The 18,042-nt window shown below is 70.6% G+C and carries 20 protein-coding genes; 12 read left to right on the plus strand and 8 right to left on the minus strand.

Annotation, left to right across the window (positions count from 1 at the left end):
• Positions 1–12: 12 nt before the first annotated feature.
• The 7 genes from FVP77_RS05525 to FVP77_RS05555 are packed head-to-tail and all read left to right on the plus strand — an operon-like array spanning position 13 to position 7,472.
• Complete coding sequence (locus FVP77_RS05525) at positions 13–1,188, plus strand: MalY/PatB family protein (protein WP_147893606.1); 1,176 nt, start codon at positions 13–15, stop codon at positions 1,186–1,188.
• Positions 1,185–2,564 carry an MFS transporter gene (locus tag FVP77_RS05530; protein WP_147893607.1) on the plus strand — a complete coding sequence of 460 codons (1,380 nt, stop codon included), beginning with the start codon at positions 1,185–1,187 and terminating at the stop codon, positions 2,562–2,564. Before FVP77_RS05525 ends, FVP77_RS05530 begins: the two co-directional genes overlap by 4 nt.
• Positions 2,565–2,579: 15 nt before the next feature.
• Complete coding sequence (locus FVP77_RS05535; RefSeq protein WP_147893608.1) at positions 2,580–3,521, plus strand: siderophore-interacting protein; 942 nt, start codon at positions 2,580–2,582, stop codon at positions 3,519–3,521.
• A complete protein-coding gene (locus FVP77_RS05540; protein ID WP_147893609.1) occupies positions 3,518–4,531 on the plus strand; it encodes a FecCD family ABC transporter permease in 1,014 nt (337 codons plus the stop codon). The genes FVP77_RS05535 and FVP77_RS05540 overlap by 4 nt, the downstream gene beginning before the upstream one ends.
• The gene (locus tag FVP77_RS05545; RefSeq protein ID WP_246133988.1) at positions 4,528–5,562 is read left to right on the plus strand and encodes a FecCD family ABC transporter permease; all 1,035 of its coding nucleotides are present in this window, start codon (positions 4,528–4,530) and stop codon (positions 5,560–5,562) included. The genes FVP77_RS05540 and FVP77_RS05545 overlap by 4 nt, the downstream gene beginning before the upstream one ends.
• Positions 5,559–6,383: an ABC transporter ATP-binding protein gene (locus tag FVP77_RS05550; protein WP_147893610.1), complete on the plus strand. Its 825-nt coding sequence runs from the start codon at positions 5,559–5,561 to the stop codon at positions 6,381–6,383. The genes FVP77_RS05545 and FVP77_RS05550 overlap by 4 nt, the downstream gene beginning before the upstream one ends.
• A gap of 54 nt (positions 6,384–6,437) precedes the next feature.
• Entirely contained in the window at positions 6,438–7,472 is a 1,035-nt protein-coding gene (locus FVP77_RS05555) for an iron-siderophore ABC transporter substrate-binding protein (RefSeq protein WP_147893611.1), read from the plus strand.
• A 61-nt stretch (positions 7,473–7,533) separates the two neighbouring features.
• On the opposite strand, the gene FVP77_RS05560 is transcribed toward FVP77_RS05555, so the two are convergent.
• Positions 7,534–8,160, minus strand: a complete 627-nt coding sequence (locus tag FVP77_RS05560; RefSeq protein WP_147893612.1) for a biotin transporter BioY — start codon at positions 8,158–8,160, stop codon at positions 7,534–7,536.
• A gap of 114 nt (positions 8,161–8,274) precedes the next feature.
• Here FVP77_RS05560 and FVP77_RS05565 point away from each other — a divergent pair, with 114 nt between their 5' ends.
• A complete protein-coding gene (locus FVP77_RS05565; RefSeq protein ID WP_116646700.1) occupies positions 8,275–9,873 on the plus strand; it encodes an ABC-F family ATP-binding cassette domain-containing protein in 1,599 nt (532 codons plus the stop codon).
• A gap of 9 nt (positions 9,874–9,882) precedes the next feature.
• On the opposite strand, the gene FVP77_RS05570 is transcribed toward FVP77_RS05565, so the two are convergent.
• The 4 genes from FVP77_RS05570 to FVP77_RS05585 are packed head-to-tail and all read right to left on the minus strand — an operon-like array spanning position 9,883 to position 11,800.
• Positions 9,883–10,725, minus strand: coding sequence for an SURF1 family cytochrome oxidase biogenesis protein (locus FVP77_RS05570; RefSeq protein WP_147893613.1), 843 nt, complete (start codon positions 10,723–10,725; stop codon positions 9,883–9,885).
• Entirely contained in the window at positions 10,722–10,934 is a 213-nt protein-coding gene (locus tag FVP77_RS05575) for a hypothetical protein (RefSeq protein WP_246133989.1), read from the minus strand. Before FVP77_RS05575 ends, FVP77_RS05570 begins: the two co-directional genes overlap by 4 nt.
• Positions 10,931–11,296, minus strand: coding sequence for a DUF3099 domain-containing protein (locus FVP77_RS05580; RefSeq protein ID WP_147893614.1), 366 nt, complete (start codon positions 11,294–11,296; stop codon positions 10,931–10,933). Before FVP77_RS05580 ends, FVP77_RS05575 begins: the two co-directional genes overlap by 4 nt.
• Before the next feature lie 57 nt (positions 11,297–11,353).
• Complete coding sequence (locus FVP77_RS05585) at positions 11,354–11,800, minus strand: DUF4190 domain-containing protein (protein WP_246133990.1); 447 nt, start codon at positions 11,798–11,800, stop codon at positions 11,354–11,356.
• A gap of 124 nt (positions 11,801–11,924) precedes the next feature.
• Here FVP77_RS05585 and fabG point away from each other — a divergent pair, with 124 nt between their 5' ends.
• Positions 11,925–12,635, plus strand: a complete 711-nt coding sequence (gene fabG, locus FVP77_RS05590) for a 3-oxoacyl-ACP reductase FabG (protein ID WP_147893616.1) — start codon at positions 11,925–11,927, stop codon at positions 12,633–12,635.
• 19 nt (positions 12,636–12,654) lie between these two features.
• Here the strand turns inward: fabG and FVP77_RS05595 are convergent, their stop codons facing one another.
• Positions 12,655–13,350, minus strand: a complete 696-nt coding sequence (locus FVP77_RS05595) for an alpha/beta fold hydrolase (protein ID WP_147893617.1) — start codon at positions 13,348–13,350, stop codon at positions 12,655–12,657.
• 61 nt (positions 13,351–13,411) lie between these two features.
• Complete coding sequence (gene serB / locus FVP77_RS05600) at positions 13,412–14,047, minus strand: phosphoserine phosphatase SerB (protein WP_147893618.1); 636 nt, start codon at positions 14,045–14,047, stop codon at positions 13,412–13,414.
• Positions 14,048–14,142: 95 nt separating this feature from the next.
• On the opposite strand from serB, the gene FVP77_RS05605 reads away from it, so the two are divergent.
• Positions 14,143–14,616, plus strand: coding sequence for an S-ribosylhomocysteine lyase (locus tag FVP77_RS05605; RefSeq protein ID WP_147893619.1), 474 nt, complete (start codon positions 14,143–14,145; stop codon positions 14,614–14,616).
• A gap of 18 nt (positions 14,617–14,634) precedes the next feature.
• Here FVP77_RS05605 and glgC read toward each other — a convergent pair whose 3' ends face one another.
• Entirely contained in the window at positions 14,635–15,879 is a 1,245-nt protein-coding gene (gene glgC / locus FVP77_RS05610) for a glucose-1-phosphate adenylyltransferase (RefSeq protein ID WP_147893620.1), read from the minus strand.
• 75 nt (positions 15,880–15,954) lie between these two features.
• Here glgC and glgA point away from each other — a divergent pair, with 75 nt between their 5' ends.
• Both glgA and FVP77_RS05620 read left to right on the plus strand, forming a co-directional pair.
• Positions 15,955–17,142, plus strand: coding sequence for a glycogen synthase (glgA, locus tag FVP77_RS05615; RefSeq protein ID WP_147893621.1), 1,188 nt, complete (start codon positions 15,955–15,957; stop codon positions 17,140–17,142).
• A 9-nt stretch (positions 17,143–17,151) separates the two neighbouring features.
• Positions 17,152–17,937: an ABC transporter ATP-binding protein gene (locus FVP77_RS05620; RefSeq protein WP_147893622.1), complete on the plus strand. Its 786-nt coding sequence runs from the start codon at positions 17,152–17,154 to the stop codon at positions 17,935–17,937.
• Positions 17,938–18,042 lie beyond the last annotated feature (105 nt).

Consider the following 18,042-nt stretch of genomic DNA (forward strand, 5'->3'; position numbering starts at 1 on the left):
TAGGCTCGCGGGATGAGCGTCACGCCCCTTCGCGCCCTTCCCCTCGACGAGCTCCGGCAGCGTTCCAGCTCCAAGTGGCGGACCTACCCCGCCGACATCCTTCCGCTCTTCGTGGCGGAGACCGACTTCCCGCTCGCGCCGGCGATCTCCGCTGCGCTCGAGCGGGCGGTCCGTCTCGGAGACACCGGCTACACCCCGCCGGATCCCGGCATCGCGCGGGCCTTCGCGGGCTTCGCGGAACGTCGGTTCGGGTGGACCGTCGACCCGACACGGGTGCGTACCACCGGCGACGTGATGATCGGGGTCGTCGAACTCCTGCGGGCGGTGACCTCGCCGGGCGACCGGGTCGTCATCACTCCGCCGGTGTACCCGCCCTTCTTCGACACAGTGATCGAGGCGGGCGCCGAGGTCGAGCGAGTGCCTCTGGTGCCGCCGTCGCCCGATGACGCGGGCGGTCGCTGGCGTCTCGACCTGCCCGGGATCGAGGCGGCTCTCGCCGCCGGCGCCCGGGCGGTGCTGCTGTGCAACCCGCACAACCCGACCGGGACGGTCCACACCCGCGACGATCTCGCCGAGCTCGCGCGCATCGCCGCACGCCACGGCGCGGCGGTCGTCAGCGACGAGATCCACTCGCCGCTCGTCCACCCCGGCGTGCGGTTCACCCCGTTCCTCGACGCCTCCGAGGAAGCGGCGCGCATCGGCTACGCCGTCACCAGCGCCAGCAAGGCGTTCAACCTCGCCGGATTGAAGTGCGCGCTGATGGTGACCGCCGATGAGCGCACCGCGGCGGTCGTGAAGGCTCTGCCGTGGGAGGTGGAGTGGCGCACGGGCCTGTTCGGCGCCCTCGCCGGGATCGCGGCCTTCTCGCCGGAGAGCGACGAGTGGCTCGACGGCCTGCACGCCGCCCTCGACGACAACCGGCGACTGCTCGCCGACCTCCTCGCCGAGCACGTGCCCGCCGCTCGATACCGCATCCCCGACGCGGGCTTCCTGGCCTGGGTCGATCTGACGGAGCTCGGGTGGGGCGACAACCCCGCGGCGAAGATCCGTCGGGAGGCGAAGGTGGCGTTCCATATCGGGCCCTACTTCGGAACCGAGGGAGCGGGCCACGTGCGCATCAACTTCGGGTGCTCGCCCGAAGTGCTGCGTGAGGCCGTCGAGCGCGTCGGCGCCCTCGTGCGCAGGTGAGCGGCCGTCCCCCCGGGCCCGGCATCTGGCAGTCCCCGTTCGGCTGGGTGAGCCTCGGCTCGGTCGCCCTGGTGTTCCTCGCCGCGCTCGAGAGCCTCGCCGTCACGACGGTCATGCCCGTGATCGCCGCCGATCTCGACGGACAGGCGCTGTACGCGCTCGCCTTCGCCGGCACGCTGGCGACGTCGGTCATCGGAATGGTGTGCGCCGGAGCATGGGCCGACCGCACCGGGCCCGCCGTGCCGCTCTCCGCCGCGGTCGCCCTCTTCGTCGCGGGTCTCCTGGTGTCCGGCCTCGCGCCCGACATGGTGACCCTGATCGTCGGTCGCCTGCTGCAGGGGCTGGGCGCCGGGGGCATGACCGTCTCGCTCTACGTCGTGATCGCCCGGGTGTACCCGCCGGCGCTCCACGGTCGCATCCTCGCCGCGTTCGCGGCGGCCTGGGTGCTGCCCGCGCTCGTCGGACCGTTCCTCGCGGGAGCGGTGACCGAGCTCCTTCACTGGCGGTGGGTGTTCCTCGGCGTCGTGGTGCTCGCCGCCGCGGCGTACTCCCTGCTTCTTCCTCGGCTCTCGCGTCCCGAGCTGCGCTCGGCGAACGACGCCGAGCGCGTGCCGTTCCTCGGTCGCCTGCTGTGGGCCGTCGCCGTGGCGGCGGGCGTGCTCGTCCTCAGCGTCGCCGCCGAGTCGGGGTCGGGGGCCTCCCTCCTCGTCGTCGTGGGCGCCGTCATCGTGGTGGTCGCGATCCGGCCGCTCCTCCCGGCGCGCACCCTCCGGAGCGGTCGCGGACTCCCGAGCGTCATCCTGCTGCGCGGCGCCGTCGCCGGCGCATTCTTCAGTGCGGAGATCTACGTGCCGTACGTCTTCATCGACCTCTACGGCTTCTCGCCGATCTGGGCCGGACTCGCTCTGACAGGCGCCGCGGTGATGTGGGCGGCCGGTTCCGAGGCCCAGGGGCGCAGGGGAGAGCGGTGGAGCGATCGTCGGGTCCTCGGCGGGGGACTGGCGATCACCGTCCTGTGCCTGGCGGTCGTGGCGGTCGGCGTGGCGGCGCACCTGCCGCCGGTCGTGCTCATCGTGGCGTGGACCCTCGGGGGCGGCGGCATGGGCCTGCTGTATCCGAGGATCACGATGCTGATGCTGGCCGCATCGACGGAGGCCGACCAGGGCCGCAATTCGGCGGCGCTGTCGATCGCCGAGGCGACCGGGGCGGCGACCGCGATCGCTGCGGCCGGGATCATCGTGGTGGCGCTCGGCGGGGGAGTCCTGGGCTTCGTCGGCGCCTTCGCGCTGGCGACCGTGATCGCGCTGGTCGGCGGCATCCCGGCGACGCGCACGACAGCGCCGCACGAGAGTCGATTGGAACATCCGAGCAGGTAAGGCTACCCTTACGAGGTGTCTTCCGTCGTCGTCTCGAGCCGTCCGTCCTACCGGCCCTACTGTGCCGAGGTGCGTGCGGTACGCCGGCTGTCGCCCTCGTTCGTGCGGGTGACGTTCGGATGCGACGACTTCGCCGACTTCGGAACGGCGGGCCTCGACCAGCGCGTCAAGCTCCTGCTGCCGCTGGCCGACGGATCGATCAGCGACGTGGGGCAGCGCGACGAGGAAGCGATCGCGACGGGCGCCTGGTACGAGCGCTGGCGGAACGTGCCGACCGAGGAGCGCAGCCCGCTGCGCACCTACACCGTCCGCCGGGTCGCCCCCGAGGCCCGCGAGATCGACGTCGACTTCGTCGTGCACCACGACGCGGGACCGGCGGGGGAATGGGCTGCGAACGCGCACGTCGGTCAGGAGCTCGTCGTCGTCGGGCCCGACGAACGCAGCGAGCACTCCCGCCTCGGTCTGGATTTCCACCCCGGAACCGCACGACGGCTGCTGCTGGCCGGCGACGAGACCGCCGTCCCCGCGATCAGCGCGATCCTGGAGTCGCTGCCCGCGGGCATCGAGGTCGACGCGTTCCTCGAGGTGCCGACGACCGGTGACGCGCTCACCCTCGACGCTCCCGCCACGCATCGCGTCACCTGGATCCCGCGCGAAGACGCGGCGCACGGCGCGCGGCTCATCGCGGCGCTCGAGGGGTGGTGCGCCGCATCCGGTGACGTCCTCGCCCGCGCCGCCGCGCCCCGACCGCAGGTCGTCGACGACGTCGACGTGGACCGCGACCTGATCTGGGACAGCCCCGAAGACGCCGAGGGCGACTTCTACGCCTGGTTCGCCGGGGAGGCGGCCACGATCAAGACGCTCCGCCGGATGCTGGTGAGCACCGGGGGAGTCGACCGCAAGCGAGTCGCGTTCATGGGGTACTGGCGCCTCGGGCAGGCGGAACGGCAGGCATGACCTCCACACTGCGGGCGAGACGTCTGCGTCTCGTCACGCTCGGTGCCGTCGTGCTGTTGGCGATCACCGTCGCCGGCAGTCTGCTGATCGGCGCACGATCGGTGTCGCCGGCGGTCGTCTGGCAGGCCCTCACGGCCTTCGATCCGACGGTGGCCGACCATGTCGTCGTCGTGGGGCAGCGCATCCCGCGTACCGCGGTCGGGCTCATCGCCGGTGCAGCGCTCGCCCTCGCGGGAACCCTGATGCAGGGGCTCACCCGCAACCCGCTCGCCGACCCGGGTCTCCTCGGGATCAACGCCGGCGCATCGGTCGCCGTGCTCGTGGCCATCACCTTCTTCGGTATCTCGCAGCCCAGCGGATTCGTCTGGTTCGCCTTCGTCGGTGCGGGGGTCGCGGCGGTCGTCGTCGCGGTCATCGGCACCCGCGGACCGGACGGCGACAATCCGGCCAAGCTCGCCCTCACGGGTGCCGCGGTCACGGCGGGCCTCATCGCGGTCACCACCTTCATGCTCACGACGTCGGCGGCGACCCTCGACGTGTACCGCTACTGGCAGGTGGGGGGTCTGACCACCCGTGGACTCGACACCGTGGCCATCGCCGCCCTGCCCGTAGCCGTCGGCGCCGTCATCGCCCTCTCCAGTGCGCGCGGCCTCGACCTGCTCTCGCTCGGAAGCGACACGGCCGCCGGCCTCGGGCAGAACGTGCCCCGCACCCGGGCGCTCGGCATCGTGGCGTCGGTGCTCCTCTGCGGGGGAGCGACCGCCCTGGCCGGTCCTATCGTCTTCGTCGGCCTGCTCGTCCCGCACGTCCTGCGCGCCCTCGTCGGCGTGGGTCACGGTCCCCTCCTCGCCCTGAGCATCCCGGTCGGTGCGTCTCTGCTCCTCGCCGCGGACGTGATCGGGCGTGTCATCGCGCTGCCGGGCGAGGTGCAAGCCGGCATCGTGGTCGCCTTCGTCGGGGCTCCCGCGCTGATCGCCCTGGTGCTGCGGGGACGGAGGGTCGCGCTGTGACCGCCGTCCAGACCCCGTCGCCCCTCACCCTCGTGCGCGGGCGGGTGCGCCGCCGCCGCGTGATCGCGGTGGCGGGGGTGACGGCCGCCCTCGTGCTGGTGGTCGTGCTCGGACTCTCCCTCGGCGACTATCCGCTCTCTCCCGTCCAGCTCTGGCGCACTCTCTGGGGCGGCGGCGAACGCGTCGAGGCGTACGTGCTCTTCCAGGTACGCGCGCCGCGGGTAGTCATGGGCGTCCTCGTCGGCGCGTGCCTCGGCACCGCGGGCGCGCTCCTCCAGACGCTCCTGCGCAACCCTCTCGCGAGCCCCGACCTCCTCGGGATCAGCGGCGGCGCGAGCGTCGGGGCGCTGTTCGTGCTGCTGGTGCTCGGGCTGACCGGGCCGCTCCTGGCTGGAGCGGCCTTCGTCGGGGGGCTCCTCGTGGCGGTTCTGCTCCTGGTGGCCGGACGACGGCTCGCCGACGGCGGGTTCCGGCTCATCCTCGCCGGTATCGGCGTGGCCTTCCTCTGCGTGGCCGTGACGAACTTCCTCATGGTGCGGGCGCAGCTCGAGCTCGCACAGGCCGCGCTGGTGTGGATCACCGGATCGCTGTCGTCGAGCGCCTGGTGGCAGGTGCTCGTCGTCCTCGTCGTCGCCGTGGCGTGCGCGCCGTTCGTCGCCCTGGCTTCCCGTTGGCTCCCCATCACGCAGCTCGGTGCGGCGACCTCGTCGGGTCTGGGCGTGAACGCGACGACCGTCCGCTGGGTCGCCGTCGTCTGCGCCGTGCTGCTGACCGCGGTCACCTGCGCGTTCGCAGGGCCGATCGCGTTCGTCGCCCTGTGCGCACCTCCGATCGCCCGCTCCCTCCTCGGCCACGGGGCGCTCGGGATCGGCACCAGCGCGCTCACGGGAGCGGCCCTCCTCGTCGCCGCCGACCTCGTCGCGCAGTTCGCGCTCCCCGGTTTCTCGCTCCCGGTGGGCGTGGTCACCGGGGCGCTCGGGGCCGTCTTCCTGCTGTGGCTTCTGGCCTCGACGAAAGGGCGCCAGGTATGAGCGCTTTCCCCACCCCGCCGCGCCTGAGCGCGCGGTCGTTGGACGCGGGCTACCCGGGTCGCCGGGTCATCGAGAATCTCGACCTCGAGGTCGAACCCGGCCGCATCACGATGATCATCGGCGCGAACGCGTGCGGGAAGTCCACGCTCCTCGGGGTCCTCGCGCGCCTCCACGCCCCCCTCGGCGGTGAGGTGCTCCTCGACGACGTCGATGTGGCGAGCATTCCCCGCCGGCGGTTCGCCCAGCGCGTGGGGCTGCTGCCGCAGCATCCGGTCGCCCCCGACGGCCTGACCGTCGGGGAGCTGGTCGCGCGGGGTCGGCACCCTCATCGCGGGGTGTTCGAGCGGTGGAGCGCCGCCGACACCGCACAGGTCGACGACGCGCTGCGCCTGACCGGGGTCGAGGCTCTCGCCGACCGGCCCGTCGGTGATCTGTCGGGCGGGCAGCGCCAGCGCGTCTGGATCGCGATGGCACTCGCGCAGAACCCCGAGATCCTCCTCCTGGACGAGCCCACGACCTTCCTCGACCTGAGCCACCAGCTCGAGGTGCTCGACCTCCTCGTCGAGCTCAATCGGGTCCAGGGCACGACGATCGTCGTGGTGCTGCACGAGCTCAACCTGGCGGCGCGGTACGCCGACGACCTCGTGGTGATGCGCGAGGGGCGCATCGTCGCGCAGGGCTCCCCTCGCGACGTGCTGACGGCCGAGGTCGTGTCCGATGCCTTCGCGCTCGACGCGCTCGTCATGCCCGACCCGTTGACCGGAACACCGCTCGTCGTCCCACGGCCCGGCGGAGCGCACCTGACGCCCGACCCCACCTGATCCCCGAAACCCCCACCCGGCGGAAACCGATTCCGCGTTCGAAAGGAAAACCCCATGTCCCGCACCCCCCGTGCGATCGCCTTCGCCGCGGCTCTTGCCGCCGGCGCCCTCGCCCTGTCGGCCTGCTCGACCCCCGCCGCCGAGACCGGCTCCGGCACGTCCGGCTCCGACACCGCGGCCTCCGAGGCCTTCCCGGTGACGATGACGAACATGTACGGCGAGACGGTCATTGAGTCCGCCCCCGAGCGCATCGCGACGTGGGGCTGGGGCGCCACCGACGCCGTGCTCGCCCTCGGCATCGTCCCGGTCGCCATCGCCTCGATGGACTACGGCGGGGGAGATGACCGCATCACCCCGTGGGTGAAAGACGCCCTCGACGAACTGGGCGGCGAGACGCCCGTGGTCCTCGATGCCTCGGGCGAGGTGCCGGTTGAAGAGCTGCTCGCGACCGACCCCGATGTGCTCATCGCGCCCTACTCGGGCCTGACCCAGGAAGAGTACGACGCCATCACCGGCGCCGGCGTGCCGGTCGTCGCACCCACCGACGGCATCTGGACCACCCCCTGGCGCGACGTCATCACCGAGACGGGCACCGCGCTCGGTCGCGAGGAGGATGCTGCGCAGATCATCACCGACATGGACGACCAGGTCGCCGAGGCGGCAGCGGAGCACCCGGAGTTCGCCGGCACCACCATCGCGTACGCATCCGACAGCGTCGACACGTTCTACCTGTACCTCCCCGCCGATCCGCGCGTGGAGATCCTCGAGGACCTCGGCTTCGTCACCGCCGACTCCGTCACCGCGCTCGATGATGGCTCCGGCAGTTTCTACGCGACCGTCAGCGGCGAGAGCCTCGACTCGATCGACGCCGATGTGATCTTCACCCAGGTGGACGACGAGGCCGCTCTCGAGACGTTCCTGACATCGGACCGGACGCGTCTCATCCCCGCGGTCGCCAAGGGAGCCGTCGCCGCGATCGTCGGCGAGGAGAACGTCGCCGCCGTCTCGCCGACCGCGCTGACGTTCCCCTTCATCCTCCCCACGATCGTCGACCAGCTGGCTGAGGCGACCGCCGTCGCCAAGGGCTGACCCGAGACGACGAAAGGCGCCCATCCGGTCTCCCGGGTGGGCGCCTTTCGTCTGCTCTGCGTCAGCGTCGCCGGTCGGCGGCGCGGACGAGGGCCCACGCGGCGGGAACGATCGCGGCCGCGAGGGCGGCCTTGACGACACCGCCCACGATGAAGGGCAGGACGCCGACGGCGAGGACGTCGCCGAGCCCGTAGCCCAGGCCCAGCACGTTGTTCAGGATGAACGCCATGTAGGGCACGCCGACGAGGAACGGGACGACGCTCGCCGCCGCGAAGCCGGCGAACGCCAGCGCGGGGCGCCGGTCCCACGACCGCTCGGCGAACCAGCCGGCGACGAACGCGGCGAAGACGAAGCCGATGATGAAACCGAAGCTGGGCTTGGCGACGGAGGCCAGGCCACCGGACAACCCGGCGAAGACCGGGAGTCCTGCGAGACCGAGACCGAGGTAGCTCAGCAGCGAGAGCGCACCACGGCGGGCACCGAGCGCGGCACCGACGATGATGACACCGAGCGTCTGGCCGGTGATGGGGACGGGCCAGAGCGGCACTTCCACCTGAGCGAGGACGGCGACGGTCAGCGCGCCCGTCAGGACGAGGGTCGCGTCCAGCGCGAGAGCGCGGGCGCGGGTCGACGGGCGGCCGACGAGGTCGGCCAGCACGCGGCGGCCGAGCGGGGAGGCGACGGACATGAGGCTCCTTCGTTAGCTGCACGCGGAAGGTTCGGCGGGCATCGCGACTTATACTAGGGGGCTGGCCGTCGGCCGCCTGTGTACCTATTCCCACCAGAAGATCGGACGTTCGCTGTGCTCGCCGTGCATGACCTCGAGATCCGCGTCGGAGCGCGCGTACTGATGTCGGGCGTCTCGTTCCGCGTGAGCGACGGCGACAAGATCGGTCTGGTCGGCCGCAACGGCGCCGGCAAGACGACTCTGACGAAGGTGCTCGCGGGCGATCTGATCTCGGCGGCCGGAAGCGTCGACAGTTCGGGCGAGCTCGGTTACCTCCCTCAGGATCCGCGCAGCGGCGACCCCGAGATGCTGGCACGCACGCGCATCCTCGACGCGCGCGGCCTCGGCTCGCTCGCGATCGGCATGCAGGAGGCGTCGCTGCTCATGGGCGACCCCGACGAAGCCGTCGCGGCGAAGGCGATGAAGCGCTACAGCTCGCTGACGGAGCGGTTCGAAGGCCTGGGAGGCTACGCGGCCGAGGCCGAGGCAGCATCCATCGCCAACAACCTGTCGCTCCCCGACCGCATCCTCGATCAGCCGCTCAAGACCCTCTCGGGCGGTCAGCGCCGCCGCATCGAGCTGGCGCGCATCCTCTTCTCGGACGCGCAGACGATGATCCTCGACGAGCCGACCAACCACCTCGACGCCGACAGCGTCGTCTGGCTGCGCGAGTTCCTCAAGGGCTACAAGGGCGGGCTGATCGTCATCAGCCACGACGTCGAGCTCGTGGGTGAGACGGTGAACCGCGTGTTCTACCTCGACGCGAACCGCCAGGTCATCGACGTCTACAACATGAACTGGAAGAACTACCTGCGTCAGCGGGTCGCCGACGAGGAGCGCCGCAAGAAGGAGCGCACCAACGTCGAGAAGAAGGCGACGGTGCTCCAGCAGCAGGCCGCTCGATTCGGCGCGAAGGCCTCCAAAGCCGCCGCCGCGCACCAGATGGTCGCCCGGGCGGAGAAGATGCTCGCGGGTCTGGACGAAGTGCGTCAGGAGGAGCGCGTGGCGAAGCTGCGCTTCCCCAAGCCCGCTCCGTGCGGCAAGACCCCGCTCATGGCGTCGGGCCTGTCGAAGTCGTACGGCTCGCTCGAGATCTTCACCGATGTCGACCTGGCGATCGACCGGGGCTCCAAGGTCGTGATCCTCGGGCTGAACGGCGCGGGTAAGACGACGCTCCTGCGCATCCTCGCCGGCGTGGACAAGGCCGACACGGGGGTCATCGAGCCGGGGCACGGCCTCAAGGTCGGCTACTACGCCCAGGAGCACGAGAACCTCGACGTGAAGCGCTCGGTGCTCGAGAACATGATGTCGGCCGCTCCTCACATCACCGCGACCGATGCCCGCAAGGTGCTCGGGTCGTTCCTGTTCGTCGGCGATGACGTGCTGAAACCCGCGGGAGTGCTGTCCGGTGGCGAGAAGACCCGTCTGTCGCTCGCGACTCTCGTCGTCTCCAGCGCGAACATGCTGCTCCTGGACGAGCCGACCAACAACCTCGATCCCGCATCGCGCGAAGAGATCCTCGGCGCGCTCGCGCATTACGAGGGCGCCGTCGTCCTGGTCTCGCACGACGAGGGCGCTGTCGAGGCGCTCAACCCCGAGCGCGTGCTCATCCTCCCCGACGGGGTGGAAGACATCTGGGGCCGCGACTACGCGGACCTGATCACGCTCGCCTGACCCGACCGGTCAGCGCGAGTCGACGAGGGCGTCCTCGACGTCGGCGTCGTTGTCGCGGCGCTTCTCCCGGCGCGGCTTGGGAGTCTTGCCGGCGGCTTCGTCGGCCTCCTCGCGACGGATGCGCCGTTCGCTCACGATGATGTAGCCGATGAACGCGAAGCCCATGATCGCGAACAGGATCCACTGGATCGCGTACGACAGGTGAGGCCCGGGATCCTCGGTCGGCGACGGCAACGCGCCGGGCGCCACCGCGGGAGCCGGATCCTCGGAGACGAGCTGACCGTACGCGGATGTCACGACCGCGTCACCGGAGGAGACGAGGTCGGCGATCGTCGGGAGGTTGATGGTGGCCACCTGGCCTTCGTCGGCCGATCGCCCGGATGCGGGGACCATCTCTCCCGGCTTCAGGCGCACGACGACGGTCGTCTGCCCGGTCGGAGGACCGGGGACCGCATCGGGCTCGGGGTCGGGATCGCCCGGTGGCACCCAGCCGCGGTCGACGATGATGACCCGGCCGTCGTCGAGGCGGAAGGGAACGAGCACCTCGAACGCCGCGGTTCCGCCGTGAGGGCGATTGCGGACGAGGAGCTCGTCGTCGGGCAGGTAGGTGCCGGTGAGGACGACCGGAGTCCACTCGTCGGCGGGGTCGAGATCGGTACCGGCGGGGATCACGTCGCTGAGGGGCACGGGCTCGGCGTCGTAGTTCGCGTCGACGAGCGCGAGCTGGCGGGCGCGCTCTTCATTGCGGCTGAACTGCCAGTGAGACAGGAAGCCGCAGGCGATCGCGAAGACGATCGCGACGGCGACGTAGCCCGTCCACCGCAGCGCGGCGGGGCGTGCGCGATCACTCATCGGGTCGTGCCCCCCTCCGAGGCCGGGGCGAGCGCCGAGACCTCGACGGGGAAGTCGCGCGCGGCGAGATAGTCGCGGAGGAAATCGACGTGCGCGTCGCACGCCGACCACAGCTTCTTGCGATCGGCGGTGTGGATGCGCGGGTTGCGCCACGCCACGACCCAGGCGGATGCGTCGCGGCAGCCGGCCCGCGAGCACTCCGCCGTCACGGCTTCGGTTCCGATCCCGGCGTCAGACGAGGCGTCTCCGAGATGCGGAACACCGTGGGGGCGGCCGGTGCCGGCACCACAGGTGCGGCGGTCGGCGGCGACTCCAGCATCCGTTCGGGACTCTCGACGTTCGTGCGCCGCACGTCGGAGCCCACATTGGCGATCACGACGGCGATGTACGGCAGCACGACCGCCCCCAGCGCGAACACCCACGTGTACCAGCCGAACGGCTGGACGAGGACCATCGCCACGATGCAGGCGAGGCGAATGCCCATCATCACCATGTACTTGGTGAGACGGGAGCCGGCGTCGTCTTTGGGGGCGACCGGGAGCGATGTCGCGGAGGGAGTGGTCGTTTTCACGATCCCTCAAGATTACGCCTGCGAATCGTGCGCGGCGCCGGAACAACGTCAGATAGTTCAGGAGTAGTCGTAATACGACGAGCCGCTCGAGGCGACCCCGACGATGAACATGACCCAGATCACGATCAGGATGATGCCGATCACGGCGAAACCGATGCCGACCCATCCGAGGATGGTGCCGGTGAGGGCCATTCCGCGACCCGCTTCGCCGTTGGTCTTCAGCTGCTTGAGCGACATGTGCCCGGTGATCACGGCCACGATCGACGCGATCAGCGGCAGGATCACGAAGGCGGCGATGCCCGAGACGAGAGAGACGATCGCGAGCGAGTTGGTCTTCGGCGCGTACCCGTAGGGCGCAGCGTAACCGTACGGCTGCTGTTGGGGCGGCTGGGGGTAGGCGGGCGCTCCGTAGGGCGCCTGCGGGGCAGCGGCCCCGGGGTAACCGGGAGGCGGGGGGCTCGCGGGTGCACCTGCGGGGGAGCCGTTCGGGTTCTCGTCGCTCACGTCAAGCCTCTCTATCGCTGAGACCAGAGTTCCAGCGGGCGGATGCGGTGTCAAACCCGCTCGGGCACGTGTGCCCCGGTCGCCTAGGCTGAGGCAGTTCCGTCCACCGGCCAGGGAGTGTGCCATGTCCACCGAACGCGTCGTCCTCGTCACCGGAGGCAACCGCGGCATCGGCCGCGCCATCGCCGAGAGGTTCGTGGCCGAGGGCTACCGGGTGGCCGTCACCGCCCGCTCGGGCGAAGGGCCCGAAGGAACCCTGACGGTGCGCGCGGACGTGACCGACGCCGCGGCCGTCGACGCGGCTTTCACCGAGGTCGAGGCGGCCCTCGGCCCGATCGAGATCGTCGTCGCCAACGCCGGCGTCACCAAGGACACCCTCCTCATGCGCATGACGGAGGACGACTTCGACTCGGTCGTGTCGACGAACCTCGGCGGCGCCTTCCGGGTGGTCAAGCGCGCGTCCAAGGGGATGCTGCGGGCCAGGTGGGGGCGCGTGATCCTCATCTCGAGCGTCGTCGGGCTCTACGGATCCGCCGGTCAAGTGAACTACGCGGCCTCCAAGAGCGGGCTGGTGGGCTTCGCCCGATCTCTCACGCGTGAACTCGGCGCCCGCGGCATCACGACCAACGTCGTGGCCCCCGGGTTCATCGAGACCGACATGACCGCCGCTCTCCCCGAGGACACGCAGGCCGAGTACAAGCGCAGCATCCCGGCAGGACGCTTCGCGACCCCCGACGAGGTCGCCGGTGTCGTCACCTGGGTGGCCTCGGATGCTGCCGCCTACATCTCCGGCGCCGTGATCCCCGTCGACGGCGGCCTCGGTATGGGGCACTGACCCCCGAGACCGGGAACGGTCAAGCGGTGAGCGCCGAGGCGATGGTCTCGCCGAGAGCGCGCGGCATCGAGAACTGAGGCCAGTGGCCCGACGCGATCTCGACGATGTCGAGGTGTTCGAGCGCCGCCAGATCGGCGGCCCACGGGGGAGCGGCGGCGATCACCTCGCGGACGGCGACGTCGGGGAACGTGCCGGTGATCATCGTCGTGCGCAGCGACAGCCGGCGCGGATCGCTCAGTGCGATCGGATCGGTCGGCACCCGTGCCGGGACGGCAGCGGCGCGCGCCGCCCACTTCTGCCTGGTCTCCGCATCGAGGTCGGCGACGTCGGCGGACTCGAAGGAGTCCCACCCCGGGAACGGGACCACACCGTCGACGATGGGGAACTCGCTGATGATCCCGCCGCCGGCGGGCGGGAAGGTGTCGACGAAGACGACGCGGTCGATGCGGTCGACGCGGGCGTCGGCGGCTCCCCACGCGACGTTGCCGCCCCCGCTGTGACCGACGAGCGCGATCGGCCCGGGGACGGTGTCGACGACGGCGACGACGGCGGCGACCCACTCGGCGATCCCCACCCCGCCGGCTCCATCCGCATCGGCCCCGACGCCGGGCATGGTCAGCGCGTGCACGGTGTGACCGGCGGCTTCGATCGGCGGGACCACGTCGTCCCACGTCGACGCATCGAGCCAGAGGCCGGGAACAAGGATGACGTCCATGGGGGCGACGCTACTCGCGGGCTCCGACACCGACCAGTGGGGGTGATCGGGTGCCGACCCGCTACGGCAGCAGCGGCAGGACCTCGCGAAGGTCGACGGGACCGATCACCAGATCGGCGTTCGCGCGCACCGTGGGTTTGGCGTTGAAGGCGAGGCCGAGCCCCGCCGCAGCGAGCATGGGCAGGTCGTTCGCGCCGTCGCCGATCGCGATGGTCGCGGTGCGGGGCACCGCGGAAGCCGCCGCCCATTCGCGCAGAGCTACGACCTTGGCCGCGCCGTCGACGATCTCCCCGTCTACCTTCCCGGTGAGCGTCCCGTCCGCCGTCTCCAGTCGGTTGGCGCGCCAGACGTCCACGCCGAGTGCGGGTGCGATCGCATCGAGGATCTCGTGGAACCCGCCCGAGACCACCCCGACACGTCCGCCGCGCTCGTGAACGCCGGCGATCAGCTCGCGGACGCCGGGTGTCGGCTCGATCCGCGCGATGACACGTTCGAACGACGCCGTCGGCACGCCGGCCAATGCCGCGACCCGGGTGCGCAGGCTCGTGGCGAAGTCGACCTCGCCGCGCATCGCGGCCTCCGTCGCCGCGGCGACCTCGGCCCCGCGGCCGGCCTCGTCGGCGAGGAGTTCGATGACCTCGTTGCGGATGAGCGTGGAATCGGCGTCGAGAACGACGAGGAACCGGGCGGCAGACACGCGCTCGACCCTAGCGTGACCTGCCGTGACGTGCGCCGCGACGAGGTTCCCATCCGCCCGCCAGAATGGGAGTGCACTCCGAGGAAGGAACCCCCATGGCAGACGTCGAGAGCTTCACCCTGGACCACACCGCCGTCAAGGCGCCGTACGTCAGACTGATCGGCACCGAGGTCGGGCCGCGCGGCGACGTCATCGCCAATTTCGACGTGCGATTCGTGCAGCCGAACGAGGGCGAGATCCCCACCGCGGGCATCCACACGATCGAGCACATGCTCGCCAGCCTCCTGCGCGACCGCCTCGACGGCGTCATCGACATCTCGCCCTTCGGCTGCCGCACCGGGTTCCACCTCATCACGTGGGGGGAGCCGCCCGTCGCCGATGTCGTCGCCGCGATCGGTGAGGGCCTGCGTTTCATCGCCGAGGAGGCCGAGTGGTCGGACGTCCCCGGTGTGGACGCATTCAGCTGCGGCAACTACCGCGACCACAGCCTGCACTCCGCTCGGGAGTGGTCGGCCGAGATCCTGCGTCAGGGCATCAGCCGGGACGCCTTCGAGCGCGTCGGCGTCTGATGGCCGCGTCGGCCCCGCTCAGGGGTCGACGCGGACGTTCTTCCCGACGATCGTGATGCCGGTGTCGGTGACCGTGAAGCCGCGGGCGAGGTCGCGTTCGCGATCCACCCCGACGGTGGCGCCGTCGGCGAGCGTGACGTTCTTGTCGAGGATCGCGCGATGGATGCGCGCTCCGGCGCCCACTCGCACGTAGTCGAACAGCACCGAATCGGTGATGGTCGACCCGCCCCCGGCCAGTGTCCAGGGTCCGACGACACTCCGCTCGAGGTGCGTGCCCGAGAGCACCGAGCCGAGCGAGACGATCGAGTCGATCGCGTTGCCGATGCGCCCGACGGAATCGCGGACGAATTTCGCCGGTGGGGCGTTCACCGTCTGCGAGAAGATCGGCCAATCGGTGTTGTACAGGTTGAACACCGGCAGCGTCGAGATCAGATCCATGTGGGCGTCGTAGAACGACTCGATCGTGCCCACATCGCGCCAGTAGTCGCGGTCGCGGTCGGTGGAGCCCGGCACGTCGTTGCGCTTGAAGTCGTAGACGGCAGCCTCGCCCCGGTCGACGAAGTAGGGAACGATGTCGCCGCCCATGTCGTGGTTCGAGGTGGGCAGCTCGCCGTCGAACTCGACGGCCTCGATGAGTGCGTCGGCGTCGAAGATGTAGTTGCCCATGGACGCGAGCACTTCGTGCGGGGCGTCGGCGAGGCCGGTCGGCGACTGAGGTTTCTCGAGGAACTGATTGATGCGCGTCGGGTCGGTCGGATCGACGTCGATCACGCCGAACTGGTTGGCCAGCTCGATGGGCTGGCGGATGCCGGCGACGGTGGCGCGCGCGTCGGAGTTGATGTGCGCGTCCAGCATCTGCCCGAAGTCCATGCGGTAGACGTGGTCGGCGCCGATCACCGCGACGATGTCTGGCTTCTCATCGAGGATCAGATTCATGCTCTGCAGGATCGCGTCGGCCGACCCCGAGAACCAGCGTTTGCCGAGGCGCTGCTGGGCGGGCACCGACGTCACGTAGGAGCCCAGCATCGGCGACATGCGCCATGTCTGCGAGATGTGGCGATCGAGGCTGTGCGACTTGTACTGCGTCAGCACGACCAGCTGTCGCAGGCCCGAGTTCACGAGGTTCGAGATCGCGAAGTCGATCAGGCGGTACTGACCCCCGAACGGCACGGCGGGCTTGGCGCGATCGGCGGTGAGGGGCATGAGCCGCTTGCCCTCACCACCAGCGAGGATGATTCCGAAGACCTTCGGCGCTGCAGGCATGGCACCACACTAGGCCCGTCGGCGATGAGGAGACCACAGCTTCTCGGCCCTTGACAGCTGTACTAGCGTTCGAGCATGCGCGTGGACATCGTCACCAAGGAATACCCGCCCGAGATCTATGGGGGCGCGGGGGTGCACGTCACCGAGCTGGTGCGCGCGCTGCGGCGTTCGATCGACGTCGAGGTGCGGGCGTTCGGTGCTCCTCGCGACGAGCCGCAGACCACGTCGTACGCGGTGCCGGCGGAGCTCGCGACGGCGAACGGGGCGATCCAGACCCTCGGCACCGACCTCGAGATCGTCGGCGACGTCGCCGGGGCCGACCTCGTGCACAGCCACACCTGGTACGCGAACTTCGCCGGGCACCTCGCGTCGCTGCTGCACGGCATCCCGCACGTCGTCAGCGCCCACAGCCTGGAGCCCCTGCGTCCGTGGAAGGCCGAGCAGCTCGGGGGCGGCTACGCCGTCTCGAGCTACATCGAGAAGACCGCGTACGAGGGGGCGGCCGCGATCATCGCGGTCAGCGACGGCATGCGTCGCGACATCCTCCGCAGCTATCCCGAGCTCGACCCCGCGAAGGTGCGGGTGATCTACAACGGCATCGACGTCGACGCGTGGCGCCCCGTCGTGGACATCGACTTCCTGGCCGCGAACGGCATCGATTCCACACGTCCGTCGGTCGTGTTCGTCGGACGGATCACCCGCCAGAAGGGTCTGCCCTACCTGCTGCGCGCCGCCGAGCAGCTTCCCCCCGAGGTGCAGCTGATCCTGTGCGCCGGCGCGCCCGACACGCCGGAGATCATGGCGGAGGTGGAAGAGCTCGTCCGTGGCCTCCAGGCCACGCGCGAGGGGGTGGTCTGGATCGACCGCCACCTGTCGCGCCACGACCTGTGCGCCGTCCTCACGTCAGCGACGGCCTTCGTCTGCCCGTCGGTCTACGAGCCCCTGGGCATCGTCAACCTCGAAGCCATGGCGTGCGGCGCCGCGGTCGTCGGCACGGCGACCGGAGGCATTCCCGAGGTCGTCGCCGACGGGGTGACGGGCCGGCTGGTCCCGATCGAGCAGGCGCAGGACGGCACGGGAACCCCCGTCGATCCCGAGCGCTTCGTGAACGACCTCGCGCGGGTGCTCATCGAGGTCGTCGGCGACCGCGAGAAGGCCGCGGAGTACGGCCGGGCCGGACGGACGCGCGCGGCGGAGGAGTTCAGCTGGCAGAAGATCGCCGACACGACCGAGGAGCTCTACCGCGAGCTGACCGGCCGATAGGCTGGAGTAATGCCGCAAGTCTTGGAGTTCTCCGACGTCGTCGTCCGCCGGAACGCCCGAGAGATCGTGTCGCACCTCGACTGGTCGGTCGACGACGATCAACGCTGGGTGGTCCTCGGACCCAACGGGGCAGGGAAGACCACCCTGCTCCAGCTCGCCGACACCCTGCTGCACCCGAGCTCCGGCACGGTCACGATTCTCGGCGAGCAGCTCGGGCGCACCGACGTCTTCGAACTGCGCCCGCGCATCGGTTTCGCCTCGTCGGCGATGGCTCGCCGCATCCCGCCCGAGGAGTCGGTGCTCGACGTCGTGCTCACCGCGGCGTTCTCCGTGCTCGGTCGCTGGCGCGAGGACTACGAAGACATCGACGAGCGTCGCGCGCTGCGCGTGCTGGCCGAGTGGAAGCTCGACCATCTCGCCGACCGCACGTTCGGCACCCTGTCGGACGGTGAGCAGAAGCGCGTGCAGATCGCTCGGGCGGTCATGACCGACCCCGAGCTGCTCCTGCTGGATGAGCCGACCGCGAGCCTCGACCTCGGCGCGCGGGAGGAGCTGCTCACGCTGCTGTCGGGCTATGCGCTGGCGCCCACCACGCCCGCCATGGTCATGGTCACCCACCATGTCGAGGAGATCCCGGTCGGGTTCACCCACGTGATGCTGCTGCGCGACGGTGCCGTGACCGCGGCGGGACCGATCCCCGAGACACTGACGTCGGCCAACCTCGAGGCCACCTTCGGCGTACCGATCGTCCTCACCGAGGACGCCGGCCGCTACGCGGCTCGCGCCGCATCCTGAGCGCGTTTCGTCGCCGGCCGTCGGGCTGGTAGACTCTGTCGCTGGTGCATTCGCGCCGCCGACTTTGACGGTCCTGGCCAAATCCAGGGCACCTCATCTCAAAGG

This window comes from Microbacterium hatanonis, assembly GCF_008017415.1.
GTDB lineage: Bacteria > Actinomycetota > Actinomycetes > Actinomycetales > Microbacteriaceae > Microbacterium > Microbacterium hatanonis.